This is a genomic window from Colwellia psychrerythraea (assembly GCF_000764225.1).
Taxonomy (GTDB): domain Bacteria; phylum Pseudomonadota; class Gammaproteobacteria; order Enterobacterales; family Alteromonadaceae; genus Colwellia; species Colwellia psychrerythraea_D.
Genome location: NZ_JQED01000021.1, coordinates 12895 through 31196, shown reverse-complemented (window position 1 = coordinate 31196; position 18302 = coordinate 12895). Strand labels below are relative to the sequence as shown.

Annotated in this window: 24 protein-coding genes; 3 read left to right on the top strand and 21 right to left on the bottom strand. The window is 40.5% G+C overall.

Annotated features, from left to right (window positions below):
- Window positions 1-362 precede the first annotated feature (362 nt).
- Window positions 363-1010, top strand: a complete 648-nt coding sequence (locus ND2E_RS22405; protein WP_052056512.1) for a hypothetical protein — start codon at window positions 363-365, stop codon at window positions 1008-1010.
- Between the two features lie 135 nt (window positions 1011-1145).
- On the opposite strand, the gene ND2E_RS0121490 is transcribed toward ND2E_RS22405, so the two are convergent.
- From ND2E_RS0121490 to ND2E_RS11290, 21 genes are all read right to left on the bottom strand, one after another.
- Window positions 1146-2399 carry a phage head morphogenesis protein gene (locus ND2E_RS0121490; protein WP_052056510.1) on the bottom strand — a complete coding sequence of 418 codons (1254 nt, stop codon included), beginning with the start codon at window positions 2397-2399 and terminating at the stop codon, window positions 1146-1148.
- A gap of 102 nt (window positions 2400-2501) precedes the next feature.
- The gene (locus ND2E_RS0121485) at window positions 2502-3953 is read right to left on the bottom strand and encodes a phage portal protein family protein (protein ID WP_052056508.1); all 1452 of its coding nucleotides are present in this window, start codon (window positions 3951-3953) and stop codon (window positions 2502-2504) included.
- Window positions 3950-5698, bottom strand: a complete 1749-nt coding sequence (locus tag ND2E_RS11200) for a hypothetical protein (protein ID WP_033093825.1) — start codon at window positions 5696-5698, stop codon at window positions 3950-3952. Before ND2E_RS11200 ends, ND2E_RS0121485 begins: the two co-directional genes overlap by 4 nt.
- A gap of 3 nt (window positions 5699-5701) precedes the next feature.
- Entirely contained in the window at window positions 5702-6199 is a 498-nt protein-coding gene (locus tag ND2E_RS11205; protein WP_033093824.1) for a DUF1804 family protein, read from the bottom strand.
- A complete protein-coding gene (locus ND2E_RS11210) occupies window positions 6199-6483 on the bottom strand; it encodes a hypothetical protein (RefSeq protein ID WP_033093823.1) in 285 nt (94 codons plus the stop codon). Before ND2E_RS11210 ends, ND2E_RS11205 begins: the two co-directional genes overlap by 1 nt.
- Window positions 6484-6485: 2 nt before the next feature.
- Entirely contained in the window at window positions 6486-7043 is a 558-nt protein-coding gene (locus ND2E_RS11215; RefSeq protein WP_033093822.1) for a hypothetical protein, read from the bottom strand.
- Window positions 7043-7477 carry a hypothetical protein gene (locus tag ND2E_RS11220; protein WP_033093821.1) on the bottom strand — a complete coding sequence of 145 codons (435 nt, stop codon included), beginning with the start codon at window positions 7475-7477 and terminating at the stop codon, window positions 7043-7045. The genes ND2E_RS11215 and ND2E_RS11220 overlap by 1 nt, the downstream gene beginning before the upstream one ends.
- A gap of 136 nt (window positions 7478-7613) precedes the next feature.
- Window positions 7614-8084, bottom strand: a complete 471-nt coding sequence (locus ND2E_RS11225) for a Mor transcription activator family protein (RefSeq protein WP_150113739.1) — start codon at window positions 8082-8084, stop codon at window positions 7614-7616.
- Window positions 8059-8451, bottom strand: coding sequence for a regulatory protein GemA (locus ND2E_RS11230; protein ID WP_033093819.1), 393 nt, complete (start codon window positions 8449-8451; stop codon window positions 8059-8061). The genes ND2E_RS11225 and ND2E_RS11230 overlap by 26 nt, the downstream gene beginning before the upstream one ends.
- Complete coding sequence (locus ND2E_RS11235; RefSeq protein WP_033093818.1) at window positions 8448-8633, bottom strand: hypothetical protein; 186 nt, start codon at window positions 8631-8633, stop codon at window positions 8448-8450. Before ND2E_RS11235 ends, ND2E_RS11230 begins: the two co-directional genes overlap by 4 nt.
- A complete protein-coding gene (locus ND2E_RS11240; RefSeq protein WP_033093817.1) occupies window positions 8626-8850 on the bottom strand; it encodes a hypothetical protein in 225 nt (74 codons plus the stop codon). Before ND2E_RS11240 ends, ND2E_RS11235 begins: the two co-directional genes overlap by 8 nt.
- 50 nt (window positions 8851-8900) lie before the next feature.
- Entirely contained in the window at window positions 8901-9176 is a 276-nt protein-coding gene (locus ND2E_RS11245; RefSeq protein ID WP_033093816.1) for an HU family DNA-binding protein, read from the bottom strand.
- A 123-nt stretch (window positions 9177-9299) separates the two neighbouring features.
- A complete protein-coding gene (locus ND2E_RS11250) occupies window positions 9300-10013 on the bottom strand; it encodes a DUF3164 family protein (RefSeq protein ID WP_033093815.1) in 714 nt (237 codons plus the stop codon).
- A 43-nt stretch (window positions 10014-10056) separates the two neighbouring features.
- Window positions 10057-11091 (bottom strand): AAA family ATPase, encoded by a 1035-nt coding sequence (locus ND2E_RS11255; RefSeq protein WP_033093814.1) that lies wholly within the window; start codon window positions 11089-11091, stop codon window positions 10057-10059.
- Window positions 11092-11129: 38 nt separating this feature from the next.
- Window positions 11130-12821 carry a Mu transposase C-terminal domain-containing protein gene (locus ND2E_RS11260; RefSeq protein WP_052056506.1) on the bottom strand — a complete coding sequence of 564 codons (1692 nt, stop codon included), beginning with the start codon at window positions 12819-12821 and terminating at the stop codon, window positions 11130-11132.
- Window positions 12822-12846: 25 nt separating this feature from the next.
- Entirely contained in the window at window positions 12847-13776 is a 930-nt protein-coding gene (locus tag ND2E_RS11265; RefSeq protein WP_033093813.1) for a hypothetical protein, read from the bottom strand.
- Window positions 13776-14219 (bottom strand): hypothetical protein, encoded by a 444-nt coding sequence (locus ND2E_RS11270; RefSeq protein ID WP_033093812.1) that lies wholly within the window; start codon window positions 14217-14219, stop codon window positions 13776-13778. The genes ND2E_RS11265 and ND2E_RS11270 overlap by 1 nt, the downstream gene beginning before the upstream one ends.
- A 2-nt stretch (window positions 14220-14221) precedes the next feature.
- Window positions 14222-14410, bottom strand: coding sequence for a hypothetical protein (locus ND2E_RS11275; RefSeq protein WP_033093811.1), 189 nt, complete (start codon window positions 14408-14410; stop codon window positions 14222-14224).
- An 82-nt stretch (window positions 14411-14492) separates the two neighbouring features.
- Complete coding sequence (locus ND2E_RS11280; RefSeq protein ID WP_033093810.1) at window positions 14493-15272, bottom strand: hypothetical protein; 780 nt, start codon at window positions 15270-15272, stop codon at window positions 14493-14495.
- A 117-nt stretch (window positions 15273-15389) separates the two neighbouring features.
- Window positions 15390-15860 (bottom strand): hypothetical protein, encoded by a 471-nt coding sequence (locus ND2E_RS11285; protein WP_033093809.1) that lies wholly within the window; start codon window positions 15858-15860, stop codon window positions 15390-15392.
- 10 nt (window positions 15861-15870) lie between these two features.
- Window positions 15871-16137: a hypothetical protein gene (locus ND2E_RS11290; protein ID WP_033093808.1), complete on the bottom strand. Its 267-nt coding sequence runs from the start codon at window positions 16135-16137 to the stop codon at window positions 15871-15873.
- A 127-nt stretch (window positions 16138-16264) separates the two neighbouring features.
- On the opposite strand from ND2E_RS11290, the gene ND2E_RS0121480 reads away from it, so the two are divergent.
- Window positions 16265-16918 (top strand): S24 family peptidase, encoded by a 654-nt coding sequence (locus tag ND2E_RS0121480; protein WP_052056503.1) that lies wholly within the window; start codon window positions 16265-16267, stop codon window positions 16916-16918.
- Entirely contained in the window at window positions 16915-18246 is a 1332-nt protein-coding gene (locus tag ND2E_RS11295) for a hypothetical protein (RefSeq protein WP_033093807.1), read from the top strand. The genes ND2E_RS0121480 and ND2E_RS11295 overlap by 4 nt, the downstream gene beginning before the upstream one ends.
- Window positions 18247-18302 lie beyond the last annotated feature (56 nt).

Sequence of the window (18302 nt, the reverse complement as noted above, 5' to 3'; positions counted from 1 at the left end):
CTACGGGTTTTTTGCTTTCTGACTTTCTAAAACCTTGTGAGTGAATCGCAGATGCGCGAAGGGTAGTGTGACTTGTATTAGACATGCCCATGTGAGCGTAGGGCATTGCTAAACTTCACTCTCTACTTGTAGGGGGGTAATCATTCCTGAAAACAAGTAAGGATCAAAAATTGCCCTCGGATTCCTTGTACAGTTAGCCTCCAATCAAATCACCTTAAATTTACCATTAGAGTCAATTTTGAGAATAAATGGGATTAATTGAGAATAAGTGATCGTAAAGTGAGTTTTTACTGGTAAGAAATGATAGTTTGTTGGTAAATAGTGATCACCAATTTACCACCTTATAAAAGCAGAGCTATCATATGGATATTGAGAATATAGAGAAGTCAGTCAAATTTAGTCGATGGATAGTATCATCCATCTTTGTAGTAACGCTAGGCTCATACGTTGGCTGGTTCTTCCTTTTTCAAGGGCAAACTCTTAGTGTTGAACCTAGTGTATGGGGTTCTTTTGGTGATTTCGTTGGTGGTCTATTGAACCCACTCATCGCTTATTCAGCTTTCTATTGGCTAACGGTATCGGTGATTGTTCAAAAGCGTGAGTTAGCCGAAACTAAAAAGGCTTTGATTGACTCCAGTAAAGCCCAGCAGGAGCAAGTTAAGGTACAACTTGAAAACGTACAAGTTCAAAAGGGGCATTTAATAACCCAAAAAAATCAAGCGAAAGAAGCTTTTCGCAGCTCAGCAATAGAAGTTATGAGTATGCAGCTGAACAATATCTCGATGCAGTTAGAGTCAGAATATGCATACCGAAACGGTCTCGCTTTGAACGCAATGAAAACAAATAATGCTGTCACAATGGCTAGAGATGGCAGGTGTATATCAGCGGATAAAGAGTTAGTAAACTGCTCTGCCTCTATTGCTAAATTGGAAGGTGAGCGCCTTAAATTAATTATAAGTGTTCAAGATATACTTAATAATGATGGTGCAAATATTGCTAACCCCAGCTAATCGTTTATACTTATCTAAGTGAGGAATGAGCTAGAAAAAGTAGCCGCAAGGTTATCGCGCAGTAGTAGTGATTAGTTCGCTAGTCATGATATGAAGGTTGAAGCGTCCTTCCTTTCCTCACCCAACTAACCCTCCTCAATCTATACTGCCACTTATTATTTTATAGTGTGGCTCTTTTAAATTATCCGCTAATACAATACCTGCTGCTTTAAACGTGTTTAAATACTCTTTAAAGCGTGATTTATTGTGCCTTAACTTGTCTTTAAAGTTCATTTTAAGAATAAACTTAGCGTAGCGGCCATCTTTCATCTTATGAGCAAAAACCACGTTTTTACCATCTAGGAGTACTGCATCTGGATTACGAATAATTTTCGGTAAAATAGAGGCAACTGAAATAGGTACCGATGCCCCTCTTTCAACCTTTGAATCTCTCAACCAATGAGCAATATCGCTATCGCGAGCAATAATAGCGGCTCCATAAGGCACCTCTGCATGGTTTGATAAGTAACTAATAACGTCTTCACTTAAATAGCCAACGGTTTGCGCTAAACCCTGCTTAATACTGCGACCTTTAGCCATTTGATAAGCTGTACTATTAACTAGCTGTTTAAAAGGTTGATCGAACATAGAATTATCAAACCACTTAACAGCTTTCTCACGTAAAGACGTTGGTAACTCCATTAATTGCTGGCCTAAAATCACATCAGGCGCTAACCAAGCTTTACCCACGTTATAATCCCAACCAACATCAATGCCAGGCATTTTTTCAGTAATAACACCTGTTTTGGGATCTAGAATTTCAATAGCATCAATCGTCTTGCTTTCACTCACTTTTAAATCTAAGCGCTCCAGGTCTTTTTTAGAGGCTGATCGGACATAACAACGACACATCCAACCGTTAGGTGGATAGTGAGTTTTCCAAAAGGGATCATCAATGTGGTAAACCTTTAAATGCCATTTTTGATGTTCATCACGCACACGTCCATCATCAACTGTCATGTAAATAAGATAAGGTCTACGTGCTTTTACTCGCTGTAATTGTTGCCAACGACCTGCAGCATAAGCAGAGCGTTTATTAGTATTCAAAATCACCTTAGAACGCCAACGACGATCACCTTTATATGACCAACCATGTTTAGCAACAATATCATCGAAATCTTTGAGGAAATTTCCTAAGCTATCGCCTGAAGCAATGTAGGTCTGAACAGTTTTATAGAAGTCCTCTAACAAAGACAGTTTAGTCGCTCCGGCAACAGTAAAGCCTTTGGCATGAATAGAGCCGACTAAGTCATCCCACTTTTCACTGGGAATAATCAGCTTTTCTTTGAAGTACTCAATAGCTTCTTTGTAAGGTAATGAGCCATATGTGGCATTAACAACTTCAGGCATAGTGTTTCCGTGTATCTTAGAGACTACGACTATTTATATAGTCGTAGTGAGTATGAATGTACTTATGTATGATAATGATTAAACCTATAGGTATAGGTTTAATCATTTCGCCTCCACCATACCTTTACCAAACTCAACTTCTAGCTCCTGGCTAACTAAATGAGCTAACACTCCTTCATCAGATTCAGGCACTAATTTAGCGATAAAATCTAAGGCATCTTCTAAGCTATCGCCCTTCTTAATAGCTGCTTTAACTTGGTCAATTAAGTCACTGATTGATTGCTCATAATCATCCCAATCTTGCACCTTAGTAATTTTACCTTTTGAGAATTCAGCAACAGCGCCTTTGCTAGGCTCTTTACCAAAATCAGCGCCTAAGAAAATGGTTTCATCTCCTTCAGCGGGTTTGGTAAAGCCAGTTCGGCTATAAAACTCATCGGCTTTAATGGGAGCCGCCTTTGCTGCCTGCACTGTTATTTCAACATCATCTTTACTGATTTGCTTTTTATCAATGTATTTCAGCGTTGGTGGTGGCACGTCTTCACCAAGGTTCACAATAGTGATGAACTCAAACAACTGGTTCGCCGTGTCAGCAACTAAGCTTCTGTCAGCTTTAGCATTTTGGTCTGTTCTACCTTGGTGTGTTTGTGAAGCTGCACGGCTACCATCACCACCCGTTAATTCACTCGCCGCTGTTTGGCTGGTTAATGCCTTACTCATTTCACGGTTCATTAATAAAATCAAACGTTCTTGGGGTAATTGACCGCTAGTTTTCACTTCTAAAAGATCAATACTAGAATCATCAGGTATCGCAGCAACCGCATCTTCAGCGAGCTGCTGTAATGATGCAATCAATTTATCTATATCTGTATCAAGCGTACCTACTGGATATTTACCTATTGGGAATGGCTGACCAAAACGCTCACAAAAACGGACAAAAAACTTTAAGCCGCCATTTTTAAACATCCAGCTCCAAAAGCAGCAACTTAAAATAGCTAGGCCATAGGGATTAGAGGCATCAGGCATATGGCGAGTCACTAAAAAGCGCATATCTGGGGCAACTTCACCAATAGGTGTTTCCATGCTCTTAATCAGCAATTCACCATCATAGTTAAAGCCATATTTACGGGCCTCAATATCTTTAATTTGCGCTGGTATCAACTTGCCGTTTTTCTCCTGCCAGTTAATAGCATGTACTCTACGGCCTGTTAAAGGCGCTTTACCAATAGACCAAAATAAATCATTCCAACGCATAGTACGATGTGGTCTTTTTTTAAATATGCTTTGACAAAGCTCTAAGGCTTGTTGAGCTGAGTTTGATTCATCACCCGCTTGTAATTCATATTTAAAGCCTAATAACGAGCTGTAAATTTGTCTTACTTCGCCCATAACATGTGGGTCTTGCAAGATTTCATTATATACTTCCTGGTCTACACCTGCTTTACGCAAAAGCTCATCAGTATCAGGTAACTCGTGCATCATGCCAACTAACTGATCGTCATTTAGTCGTTCAATTATGCTGTTATCAAGTAACGCTTTTTTAGTTTTTTTCATCGGCCAAACCCTGCTGTATTAACACTGCCTCTTGTTTGAGCTGAGCGCGCTCGTGGAATACCACCAGAGCGAGCTACAGCCGTTACCCACCACAAATGTAATGCAACTAATGCATCATAGTGATGGTGACTTTCTTTATCGGGATAGGTGCCCATTTCCTCTATCAAAGCATTGCAACGGGCATGGAATAAAATGTTGGGATCTACATCGGTAATGTACGGCTCTAAACTCTCAATATATTCTTGTTGAGATTTAATGGCCGTCCAACCGACTAGTGGCATAATAATTTGTTGATCTAATGCCATATTGGCGAATGACTTACGCATCCAGTCAAAAGCATTATTGTTTTCAAAACCCCAAGTGATCGGATTAAACTCTTTTTGCAGTTTGATCATGTCCGACAAAATCACTGAAGGTTGTCTGCGCTTACGCACACAATGCTCGATATGGCCTTTCTTTGTTAGTGGATGATAGTGACCAATAATTAATGCTGAAGGGTCAGCACTTTCATTTTTACCCATACTTGGGTCACAAGCGCCATAGGTTTTCCACTCAGGCAAACGATTCACCCAAAAATCAAACTTATCAAATAGCAATTCATCATCACTACGGGGGATGCCCTGCATCTCTTTATTAAAGGCTTTTAAGTTTTTTACGCGCAACGCCATAATGGTGTACAAATCACGCACACAAGACCAACTAACTACAGCGCCCTTACTCATGGCCTCCTTGTTCTTCAACCAAAATAAATAACTGGGGTAATCTTTTAATCGAGCAAAGCCACCCTCAGCGGCAACACTAAGCTTGTAGCGTTTATCATCATTGCGCATCAACTCTTCACAATGGTGCCACAAATCCATATTGTGCGGCATTTCTACTAACGCTTTAAAATGAAATACCGTGTGACCAGGGCTATTTTTTGCGCGACTAATCGGATCATCATGATGAAGCACCGTATTAACGCCCATAAATTTAACGCTACCATCAGGTGGTCCCAAATAATCAATACCAGCCTCTAACGTATCCCAACGGCCATCACGTTCAGTAGAAGATTTAGCCTCACTATCGGTAATAATGTCATCGCTAAGTAATAACTGAGGACGGTTTGCACCACTAAACGTACCGCGTACGGCTTGGTTTATACCTCGGCTTTCCATGGTTACGCCATTATTAGTCGTAAACTCGCCAATTTTCCAATGGCCTGTACTGCCACAAATCTCAGGAAAATCTAATTGCAATTGCGGGTTGTTTATCAGCTCAGTTTTCACCACTTCAAGCAACTTGGCTGGCATGCGAGTTTCAGCGCCAAACACAATTAAATAGTTCATGTGAATGGCAGGTAATTCAGTAATGTTTAATTCTGCACAAACACCCGGACGTTGCAGTAAATCCAAAGCCGCCACAAAGATAGGCCCAATTTTAGTTAATAGGGTTGATTTACCTTCACCACGAGGCGCGGCATACCAATCTCTAACAGGGTCTTCACTGAATATTGCCAAGGGGAAACGTTTATAAAAGAAGGCTTGAAACTCACTGGGGCTTTCACCGTCCTCAAGCCACATGTGGTGCGGAAAATAGGTATACACAAAATATTCATAATCGCCGCTTAATACACGTTTACGGCGTTTATTCTTTGCAGCGGGTGACGTATCAAGCTTGCGCTTTTTAGCATCTATTTCTTGGCGTAGCTTTGCGGTTAGCTGAGCTACTTCATCAAGAAATTCTTTCTCTTTTAAATCAGCCATGGCCTAGCCGTACTGCTTGCTTAATTCTGGGGCGAACTGCTCTAGCGCAATAACAAAGTACTCTAAGTTTTGCGGGAAACGTTCACCTAAGAACTGAGCAAATAGCTCTAAGGTTTCCATGGCTACGCTTAAGCGACCAATGTTTGCATCACTACCACCAGCAGCCTTCGTTATCTTCACATAACTATCCGCTAGCTTAGTTAACACAGTGGCTTTTTCTAATGGCTCCATATCGGAGTACTTTAAAATATCCATCAGGGTGGAATATTGCATAGTGAAGTCTTCTAATACCTGGATAGACAAATCACCAATACCACCTTGTGCCAAACGTGAGGCACTTCGGGCTTTATCCCAGCAATCGCCTTTATCTTTGGCTTTTATCTTCCAGCGCGAAGCCGTAGCCACAGGCACATCATTAAACTCAGCCGCCGCTTTTAATGACTGTCGGTCGTAAACATAACTACGCCTAACTGCCTCAAGCTTTTCTTGATTACGTGCCATTAGCTAAGTAACCCACGTTTAACGGCTTCAGCAAGCAAGGCAATACCAACACCTGTAGCCGCTGAAATTACACCCGCACGCTTAGCTGTGTTTTTTTCATTTTCTCTGATGCGAACATCATGCTCTTTCAGTGTTTCCCAAATAGCATCATTGGTTTTTGCCTGAGTATCGCGCCATTCACAGGTATGTTTCTCTAATGAATCAAGTTGGCCTGTGATTTTACCTAGCTCATGCAAAATTAACGCAGTTTCACTACTTAACTTTGGATCTTCTTTATTGCCCATGCTTAACGTCCTTTAATCGCATTAATAACCCCAGCTAAACCCGTAGTTGGAGGTGGTGTATCATTGATTACATTATGTCTTGAGGTAGTTTCGGTTTTTAAATCGCCCATGTATGCTCTAACCACATAAGCAAATGTGCCCGATACCGTGATAAAGCAAAAACCCATTTCATAGCTAAAAGCAGCATCTGCACCTTTAGTGCTGTACACATAAGCCACAGCAGCCACAAAAATAAGCGATAACAAAATTAGGCAGTTCATTGCCTTATTAACTAACTTTGCCCGTGTCTCTTGCCCATCAGCGGCGCACATAGCCTCATAGCGACTGGTGCGGCCTTTATCTTCTTCAACTTCTTGAGTGATTTTTGCCAGGGAAAGTTGCTGCTGTAACTCAGGGGAAAGTGTGGCAATGGCTTGCTTAGCATCAATGCCAGTAGACGAGTCTGTTAGCTGTTTATCATCTGGTAAAAAAGCATTAATAACGGGTAGTGCTAGCTTGCCTAATGGGGTGGCTGATAACAGCCCTAAGCCAACATCCTTTAAAACATTAAAAACATCCATTATGCTTTTCCTCTTGGCCAAAACTGCTTAATCACACCATTGAAACCAGGAATGTAACGGCAATCAAAATGCAACCAACCCACCCCCATTTCTAACGTGGTGATATAAGGAAATTCTTCAGGGTTATTGAGAATATATTGACGAACGTGTTCAGCGGTATAGTCTTTAAAAATGCAATCAAACCCATTGCCTAACTTATGCTGGCTAAGGTCTGCCCCTATAGGGCAATCACCAGGTCTAAAACCACGGTATTGATTACTACCGCCCCATAACCAATCATTCACCGTTAACGAGCCAAAACGAGCGCGTAAGGCGATTAAAGTCAGTAATGCTTTGCGGTTAAATAAGCCCCACAGAATATGGTGCGCGTGTTGGTATTTTTCGAAAACTGCTTTGGGTACAAGTTCTTCTATTGAAAAGTAATTTATTGACATTATGCCTCCTAAGCTTAAGCCGTAGGAGCAGTATGAAGTCTTTAAATTAGGGGGTTATACGTCAAATGTTTTCGGGGTGGTTTTACAGGTGGTTTACAAGGAATATGGGCGAAGTGCTTTTTTAGCTTCGCCCATTTTATAGCAATAGGTCAAGTGTTAAATTTTGATTGCTGGTAGCTTTGCTTGCTACTTGATTTCGCTTGTGATCCTTTTTTATTTGGTCGATACGTTGTCGTGTTAAGTCGTATTTAATACATATTTCAACAATCGGTAATTCACCATCATTAATATCTAATATAATCTCGTAATTACGCCATTGTTGAAACATTCTATCTACTTTAGGAAAAGTCAGAGAGGTATTCGGCCAAAGCTCAATCAACGCAGTAGCCGCCTCTTTTCCTACTTTAGTAGCTAAATCTGAACGCAATAACGTAGGTGGAATGTATAGAGTTCTATGAGCAAACGTCTTAAATAAAATATACGTAGCATTCAAGCCAATTTTCTCAGCTACCAAACGCGTTCTATAAGGCAGAGCGCGTAAATCTACAGGGTTGCTAGTATTGGCTGTATTGCCGGCTAAATTATCCATCAAAGCTAACCAGCTCACGGTTACACCAATCTTTCAATGCTTCAATGCAAGCACTTAGTTGTGGTCGCTTAGCTTTGTAAACAGACTCGTTACCCGTAAAACGTTGGCAAAAGCTGTGCATGGCTTGTTTAGTGAAGTTAGTTAATTTCTTCTCTTCACCTAACCGCATCCATAAGTATTGAATGCGCTTAATTTGCCCCTCGCGTGGATTAGCGGTAGGGCTATAACCTAAACTCTCAAAGTGCTTTAATACTTCTTTGCATTCATAGTAACTCAGTGCAGTACTGCTGCTTTTACCAGTAATTTCAATTAAGTTTTGACGATAAAGTACATCGTCCATATCAAGCTGATTTTGTGCTGCTTTTAATAATCTACGTATTTTCATGATGCTTCCTTAAGTTGGGTTAACCTAGCCAGCCTTTGCTCTAGCTCGGTTATTTTATTGGCTGCTAATGACAACAAGCTGTATGGCATGGGGTCGTTATTGAGATACACACAATAGCGATCTTCCATTTTGCCCTCAGCGCTGGTTCTTAACGCTTTTACTAAGTTAAATTCTTTAGCCATTAGAAGATAACTCGCCTTGCTCATGCATATCCTCATACTCAGCCCGAACCGCAGGCCAACAACCAGCACAATATTGATACTCATCGGTAGTCGGGTCATTGCGCCATTCGTGCCACTCCATTAAAGAACTAACATCATCAGTACTGCCATTAGCTTCATTAGAGATCACGTTTTTACAACCTTGGCCATCACAAGTTATTTTTACTGTTGCAGTCATTTCTCTCTCCAAAGCCCCTCACGAAAAGGGGCTTAATAAATTGTTAGTAATTATGAATTGCAGGCATCTTTAAGTGCTTTACCTGGTTTAAATTTAGGGACCTTCGCGGCAGCTATATCAATCGCTGCTCCTGTTTGAGGGTTACGGCCAGTACGGGCCGCTCTATCACCCACAGAGAAACTACCAAAGCCAACGAGGGCTACATCACCGCCACTTTTAAGCTCTGCAGTTACCGCTTCAGTAAAAGCATCTAAAGCCTTACCCGCATCGGCTTTAGAAATATCAGCGCCATGTGCAATTTTTTCGATTAGTTGAGATTTATTCATTGTTCAAGTCCCCTTAAAGGATGGTTAAATAAGCGTTAAACGTTATTATTAGTGTATTTAACGCGGTTTGGTTAATGGTTAACTTAGTGTGTTTTTTCTTTAGTAAACAAATGAAAGCGCCAGTTACGCTGTTGCTTCAATTTTTTCTTCAGCTGCTTTTTGAACTTCTTCATTAGCATCCTCTTCATCGGGGTTAACGGCTTCAATTGAGCTAAATTGCAGTGGTAGTGATTGCCACTCATCGTCTGCAGACTCTCTGAAATAAAAGCGTAAATAGGCTTTAGTGCCAGCAACAAATAGCGACTTACGTAATGCTTCAACACCTTTTTTATAAATAGGGTGGTCAATCTCCTTATTCATAATCTCAATAAGTTTGCCTGTACTCATTTTGCCGTTTTTGGTTTCAAAACTGGTGTTTATCCACTGCTGAGCATCGCCACTGGCATCACGTTTAATCACATCACGGTATTGGTCGAACAACTGACGGGCCGCTTCAATATTACTGTTTATTTCAATTCGGTCATCAATGCTACGCACAACTTTCAATAAGCCATCAATACTAAGAAAAGTGACGGTTCCTTTAATTTTTTTTAGCTTGATAATATTGTGTTCTTTAACACAGCGCTCAATGACTGTGTCAACCAAGTGCATTGACTGGTATTTAAACTCAGCCATTTGGTCATGTAATGATTTAGCCATGGGGAATAACGCTTTACATAGTTTGTCTTCTTCACGTTGTAATGGCGTTAAATTACTTTCTTTGATCAAATCACCTTGAGCGTTAAATACAAAGCCTTTGGGTGCTAACATGGTTTCTTCTTTTTTTACTTCTTTCATCGGGTTTATCCTCAGTTTAAAAATAGGGTTAAGCTAAATTATGTTAAGCGGGTATCGCTATCGTGCTGCGTTTTTGTGGCAATGGTGGTGGGTTTTGAATGCCCATTTGTTGCTTGGCTGCACTTTGAAACCACTTACAATCAATTAACACATCGCCTTTGTTACGTACTCTTGATTCAAGAAAACGCATAACGCTTGGGATAAGTGATTTAATTAATTTACGGGCACTACCTTTGGTGAGTTCGTGGGCATACTTCACCAGCACATCAAAATCTTCTTTGAGCATATCGTCGGTGAAATAAGGACGCATTAAGTTGCTACAATCTTCTAAAGTGATTGCCGTAATAGCTGCGGGCCAAAACACCACGCGATCACTAATTAAGTCATAACGGTTATTGCCACATATAATGTTTTCACGTAACTGATGATTTCCTGCCAGTACTACGCCACAGCCTGTACGGTCTGAAATAGTGCGTAGGGGATCACATACATCGGCAGCACATTTGTCGGCTTCATCTAAAATAATTAAGCGGTTAGAGCCAGTTAATTTATTAATAATCGCTTTGGCTTTTAGCCCTTTAGTATTTTTAGCGCTCAGCTTAATACCTAGCGCATCAATCAACTCATCTAACACCATAGAGCTAGTAGTAAATTCACTGCCCTCAATGTAAATAGTGCTAGGTAAATTATCGCGATAATATTGCAACGCTGTGCTTTTACCGACACCGGGCGAACCCGCAATAACCGTGAAACGTTGTGATTCACGAGCACTGTCACATGCCATAGCCACTAAACGATAAGTACTGGTTTGTACAAAATCTCCTGCTTTTAACGGTATAATGGTGTCTTCAATAATCGGAATAATGACATCAATTATTGAGGAGGGATCTATAGGGTGTGCGCCATTAATTAAGGTACTTACATAGCTTGAAGAAAATGAAATTTGTTTCACCAAGTGAGACTGAGTACGGCTTTTACTTTCGTTAAGCCAATCAATAATGCGTTTAACATCAACCATATGTTGTGGTGTATAAAACGGGGTAAAACTGTCAGGGTAGTTAATATGTTCTTTAGCCATTGTTGTTATTCCTTTGTGCTAAGCGGTAAATAAAAAAGTTAATCAAGCAGCTCGAATTCAAACTCTTCATCGTCATCATCTTCTCGTGGTCGGTTTACTAAGTTGTCACGGTAAAGTTCATCCAAATTAAATTCAGGCTCAGTGTGTTCAGCTAGAATTTCAGGTTCATTCGTCTCTATTACTTCAAGCGCATCAAGTTGCTGTTCGTGGGCTGAATGTGTAGGGCTATGACGTAAACGATTTTCTTCAATTTTATTCTGTAAGCGTTTTTCACTGGATTTAAGTGAAGCAATGCGTTGTTGCTCAATGCGGCTCGTCGGTATCGCGGCCTTTTTATGGCTAATCTCAGCCGTTAACAAATACGTACCGTTTACATCAAAAACCCGAATACTACTGTCGTTATGCAAATCATATTCAGCCACTAATTTTTGGCCATTAAATTGATGTAGGTGCGGCATGTGGTAACGGCGGCCATGTAAATTAATGGTGGCTCGTGCTACGTTGACTTGCTCTCGTGGTTTGATAAGTAAGTTTTGATCGTGCACCGGAATGCGCTCTAACTGCGCCCACATAGCGGCTGGGGTAGTATGTTTATATTCAGGGTGTGGGCGGTTGTGATACTTGTTTAACCATCCCTCAAACGCTTCGCACCACTCACCCAAGCTAGGTACATGAATCCCTTTTTGCTCAAGTATGTGCATTTTTTTACTGCTAAAATGGCGAGCAATATCATTACTCATGTCTTTACCGCAATAAGTATCAAAGTCTTTATTAAAGTCTTCTTCCATCACTCTAAAGAAGCGCTCTACATTACCTTTGGCTTTTGCATTACCAGGTATGGCAAAAATAACATCCATACCAAAGCTTGAATAAAAGCCTGCGGTATCATCATTCATTAACTTCGACTTATAACCACAGCCATTGTCTATGTACAACATAAGCGGTACATGGTTGTAAGTACCCATTGCATGGCTTAAGGCTGCCATGGTAGTTACTGCGCTTTCAGCGTTGGAAATGTACCAGCCTGCAATGTAGCGAGTTTTCCAGTCTTGAAATACCGTTAACTCTGCACGCCATAACTTGCCCGTATTAGGGTGTTTTAGGTAGACATCTAAGGTATGGCCGTCACCTTGATATAAATCACCGGCTTTTAAGTTTTCAGTATGGCGCAGGTTAAACATGCGTTGGCTATCACGGTGTAACTTAGTGCCCATGCGGTACGGTGATTTATCGCCTAGCTCTGCTGGTAATTGGTTTAAGAAGTACCACACGTTATTTTCTGTCGCCGTGTCAAAACCATGATCTTCACGCAACTGTCGCGCTACTTTTTTCATGCTCGGTTGTTGCGGCCTGTGATATAGCTCAATGGCTAGTGCTTCCCAACCATAGTTTTTACGTTGTGAGCCTTTATGTTTGGGTAACAAGCCCACTAAGCCACTTTCTTCAAAGGCATCAATCCAGTTTTTTAAGGTATTGCTGCTAGGTGTTTTATATTTTAATAAGGCCAGTGCATTAATGCGGTGAGCGCTGTTATTGTCACGCTGCATATGGCTTTTAAGTTGTTTAACCGCCTGTGAAAATGGATGTTCAGTTAATAGATGGGTTAACTCGCTGATAAACACCTTGCGAGCAAGGGCTATTTTCTTTTGTTTTTCGGTAGCATCTAACCAAGTATTAGCATCTTGGTTTTCTACCACGAGTTGTTTAAATTTAATTACGGCTGGGTGCATAACGGTATTCCTATAGCAATGTTGGTTAAGCTTTTCGGTTGACAAAAATGGCACCACGTAGGGTGTCGGCTAATTTAAAGGCGGTTTCTAGTTCTTCATCATTAAAAATGGGCATGTTCTCAGGGGCTTGTAGTACATCAACCCCGTAACTCTCTACTAATTGCTCTAGCTTTTTAGCTAAATGGATAATAGGCGCACTCAGGCTGTAATACAGCGCTAAGGCACACTCTTTTGACTGCTCAACATCAAGGCCTGATTGAGTGCATTTTTTAACTTCATGACCCACTTCACCTACGCACTGGCTAAGTAGGTCGTGCAATACCAACGCACGTTCGCGGGTATGAGCAACGGTTGGCGATACGCCGTATTTAAGCGCAGGGCTTTTGCTGTGTTGTTCATGATTCAACATGTTTATTGCCTCGGTGCGATCTTGTTCTGTTTGCTCAAGCTGCTGCTTTAAGCGTTGGTTCTCTGCTTGCACTGAGTCTTGTTCGTCAATATTTAAACGCAGCTGCTTAACCTCGGCACGTAATGCCCGTACTGACATGTCACCATATTCAGCGATTTTTTCAGGGGTTAACGCTTGTTTTTCTTGTTCGGGTAACTTAACGAGTTCCGTTATTTGTGATGGCTTTAAGTGTCCTGACGTCAGGACATTTGATTCAGGCATTTCTAAAAAGAACTTGGCAACATCCATATACCCATAGATTGTTGAACGGTTTAAGCCTCGAGCTTCAAGCTCACCTTTAAAGTCCTGTCCAACCGCCTCACGCAAATCCATGTAGCGATAACCTAACTCAGCTATATGTACCGCAAGGGCTATTTCTTTTTGCTCTATCTCAGCCCACTTATCCTCTACCGACTCAGGTAGCTGCACATCAATGGCTTTTACCTGCGCAAGAATTTGCGCGGTTATTGGATGACTAGCGCCTTGTGTTGTTACTGCTGTCGACATTAATATTTACCTTCAAGCATTTGCTGCATTTGCTTCTCTAATGCTCGGGTTTCTTTTATTTGTAATTCAGCAATAATGCGTTTTTCATTGATTTCTCGAATAAAGTCGCCAGAGTTGTGCACTAATTTTTGATGTAATGGATTCACCAAAATATCAAAGTGATAATTAGATCCAACCGCCCAACTTAATGCGGTTAATACCGCAGCAGGTATTAAGTTAGCTTGGCTAGGGCTTAGCCATTTATTAAATTTAACCGTGGTTACGGTAATGTCAGAATTGCGCAAACATAAGTTAATACGGTCTACTACTTGCGCGCGCGAATAAGGGCTTTTGCGTATGCTTTGCTGAATAGCCCCCACCAGCTCAGCGGCTAAATCGTAATCGGGAGCATTAGCTTCGTCTAAAGGGTCGTAATGTAGTGCCTGAAATAAGTCTTGTTGCATGATTAGTTCATCCCTAACGTTTGATTTAATTTAGCTAACTGGCATTTGCACTGACGAAAGTGACTGCGGTTAATCTCTTCATCATCGGCAAGCTTTTCCCAAATAAATTCTTCACGAAGTTGCAATGCCATGCGTAGCTCAATGAATTGTGCTTCAGGTAATTGTGCTATTAAGTCAATGAGTGTTTTCATATCAATACCTTGTGCTATAGGGCCTACGCCCAGAGGGTAAAAAATAATTAATTTTTACTAGTTAATTATTTTTTTGGCTTTGTTAGGCTTGTTTCAACTTTTTAGCTTTATTAACAACGCCACGGAGAACACACCATGAGTAAATACGCCCCTGCAAACGACCAAGGAAAGATTGCTTTTTATCAACTGCTAGAGGAGGACTTACTTGCTTGGCAAGCGATGTTTGATAGCTTGCTAACACAAGAGCAGCAACGTCAGTTGCATGAAGATTATCGAGCAACGGGTAAGGTAGAGGAGAGCGCAATAACACAAGCACAGCTTCTTGCCACACTTCGCCTAGGCCAGTCTGCGTTTCAAAGTCGCTCGCAAGCTCAGGTAATGCAACCGTTAACTGGTGGCTTAATTGGTGTAGTTCAGTTGGCTGCTCAAATGTTTGCCAATCTAGCGGCGCTTGATTGGCCAATAATTTCTGGCGTTGTGGACTGTCGAATAACAGACAAAAACAGGGATGATTACATAGCGCCAGTGATAATTGAATTGGCGTTTGCAGTTGGCGCTGCAAAGCGTTACGAATTAACGAGCAGGCAAAGCTTGTTTTAACCTGGCTGACAAGACCTGACTTTAACTGAAACGACATCATTCTAATGTTACTTTCTTCAAAGCAGTCTTCACTAGAAAAGATTGACTCGCTGGCAAGCAATGCTTGCTCATCCGTATGTCGCGCTTGTTTACGTTGTTCAAACTCAGCATGTAATTGTGCGGTGCTTTTAGTCATGGGTGTGCTAGCGGCTTCACTGGCTATTTCATCATCAATTATTTGCTCAATGGTGCGTTGTGGGTTGTGCTGGTTGCTTGTTGTCATTGCAAATTACCTAAGTTATTGTTTTATTTTTTATATTCAGGAGAAATAAAATGTCTACTCAATATCATGTGCCAACGCATAACGCGTTGTTTGCCTTAGTCTTTCAAGGTGCCATATTTAAGTGGCAGTCAGTGCTTGATAGTCAACAAAGCAAAGACGAACGCGCTGCGCTGCTGAAAAGTGCGCTAGCGGATCCCCTTGCAGCGGAAAAGCTAATAAGCGACCACAGGTTAAAATCCATACTTGCGCAAGGCCCGGCTCATTTTCAAAACTTGCCGCCAAGTCAGGTAACGCCTGTTTTAATAAACGCGCTAGTGCAAGCCATATATCATGCGTATCAAATGTTTGTAGCACTGTCATTACTAGATTCTCATCAAGGAACTGGCTGGGATGACCTTGCCATAACAGGTCAAAACAAGGATGCATACATAGGCGAACAAATTTATCGTCTGGCTGCTGCATTTTCGCAAACAAGGCAAGGCTCACTTGCTTGCTGGCCTTATACAACTGAGCCGTTGGCGCAATGCGCAAATCAAGTTGATGCTGAAACGCTTTAAAAGGTGTTAGCGCAGGTGCTGAATTAGTCATATCAAGCCTCCTATGCGCTTAAGCGCTTTTTAAGAATGGCTTGTGCTTCTTCAGTAGTGCCAACAGGTATGGCATAACTTGGCACGTCAGGGAAAACCTCTTTAGGTGTTTTTCCTAATATTTTACATAGGGTTAATGCTGCGGCCTTACCAACAAAGCGGCGATGAATAACGCTAGACAAGGTATTCAAAGCAATACCTTTTTCTTTAGCTATGAGGGTTAAGGTTAAACTGGGGTGAATAGCAATAAGGGCTTGCTTTATTTCGGTAGCATCCATAGTATTGTCCTTTGTGTTTTTGGTAAAACTCACGCGCTTACTTTGACGGGTTCATGCGTGGGTTTTGTTTAAGTTGGTTAACAATATATAGGGCATATACGCCCTAGCCAATGGTTATGGTGCATTAATGTCTCATTTTTTACGTCAAGAAAGGGAACGTGTTGATTTAAAACAAAAAACAATTTACGAGCATTGTGAGGTAGACAGGAAGACATATAGTCGATGGGAAGCTGGAACCCCTATACCATCTGATAAATTAGCCAAGTTATATGAATTGGGATTTGATATTGATCAAATCGTTATAGGGCACAAAAGCCCCAAAAAAGATTTAGGAACAGTTAAAGCTGATAGCCCTAAGAATGATATTTTATTCATTGACGTCCCTGAATTAAGTCTTCATGCCTCTGCAGGTCATGGTGCCGAAATCCTCACCGAAGAAAGCGATAAAAGTTTAATATTCAAAAAAGAATGGATAAACGCCCACCGTTTACAAAATAAAGACTTGGTGATGATTCATGCTAAAGGCGACAGCATGGAGCCAAGCATCACCTGTGGCGATGAGCTGCTCATTGATAAAAACCCTATGGATAGGTTTGTTGATGGCATTTATATAATACGTATAGACAAAGATCTCTTTGTTAAACGATTACGGAAACGTCTAACAGGTGCAATCGATATTATTTCAGATAATCCTGCTTACCCAAACGAAACCATTGATGATAGTAACTCAGACCTTCTACATGTCATTGGTAAAGTCGTTTGGATTGGCAGGGCAGTGTGACTAATGCAATATTTAAAATAGTAATCCCTACATCTATTTTAAAAAGCACTATCAATAAAGCTTTAAATAAAAACACTCCTTCAAGAAGTGATTTTTTTTATGAAGTACGAAATGCATTTAAAAAAAATTTAGAAGATATATTTAGCAAACATGGAGTAAGGATCAATTCAAGGGACATACTTGGCAAAGTAAATTATAGAAAAGCTCCCTGCCAACAGGAGCTTGGTCGTATAATTAAATTCACTGGCTGGGATAATGATATAAGAAAAGAACTAGATTTCTTTTTTTGTGCGCGATATGGGCACGATAAATCGAGTATTGATGCTGTTAACTATATCGATAGAACCCCTGTATCACTACCTTGCTTAACTTCATTGTCGGGTGTGTTTTCAATAGGAAATATCGTTATTTCACTTGAAAATTCAGATTGCGACATTCAGTTGACTTTAGGTGATGGTGTCTATTCAACAGGTTATGCCTATGATATTTCCAAGAGAAAAAAGAAATCATATTTTGGTTTGTTTGGTATATGGTTTGAGCCAAAGCTGATTGACGCTATTATTAGCAATAAATTGTCAACTCACAAAGAGACTTCTGATGAGTTAGATGAGATAAATATTGGTAGTAACTATCCTGTAATTTGGATTGATAGAATTACAGGGGCTTTATATACGTGCACTTGCTTTAATCCGTATTTAGACATAGATGATGATATTATAAGATTTTTACCGTATGGAAATAGCGAACCTGAGTTAACCGAAAGAGTTAAGGCAATAAAGTATATTGATAATTTATGCCACTTTTGTAATGGAGGTCTTCCTAAAATAAAATATGGCAATAGTATGTATTACTCATCCTTTTTACAGTATTACCTTCCTTATCATAAACACTTATCAAGAATTAAACATGGTTGTGACATATACGAGGGTTCAGAATACAGAGTTATTGAAAATGAGTTAAGGGTTCGATTTGGCTTTCCTAAAGTTGGTGAACGATGGCTATCAGAAACAATGCTATATAATATTATTGTTACGTTATTCCCCAAAGAAGAGGTTGTTCATCATTATAGAGGCTCCGAATTACAAAGGCTTGAACTTGATATTTGGTTACCAAATATCAAACTAGGCATCGAGTACCAAGGAGAGCAACACTATAAAGTGGTTGAACATTGGGGTGGTAAAGAAGGTTTAAAAAAAAGAAAGGAAAATGATAAAAAGAAAAAAATGCTATGCAAAGAATTAGGCTATCAACTTATTGAATTTAAGTTTTCAGAAAACCTGACAGAACAACTAGTGAAAAAGCGATTGTCAAAATTTATTACTGATTAAGTCGACTTTTTCATATGCTGTAGAACGCCATCAACAATTGATTATGTTGGCAATGG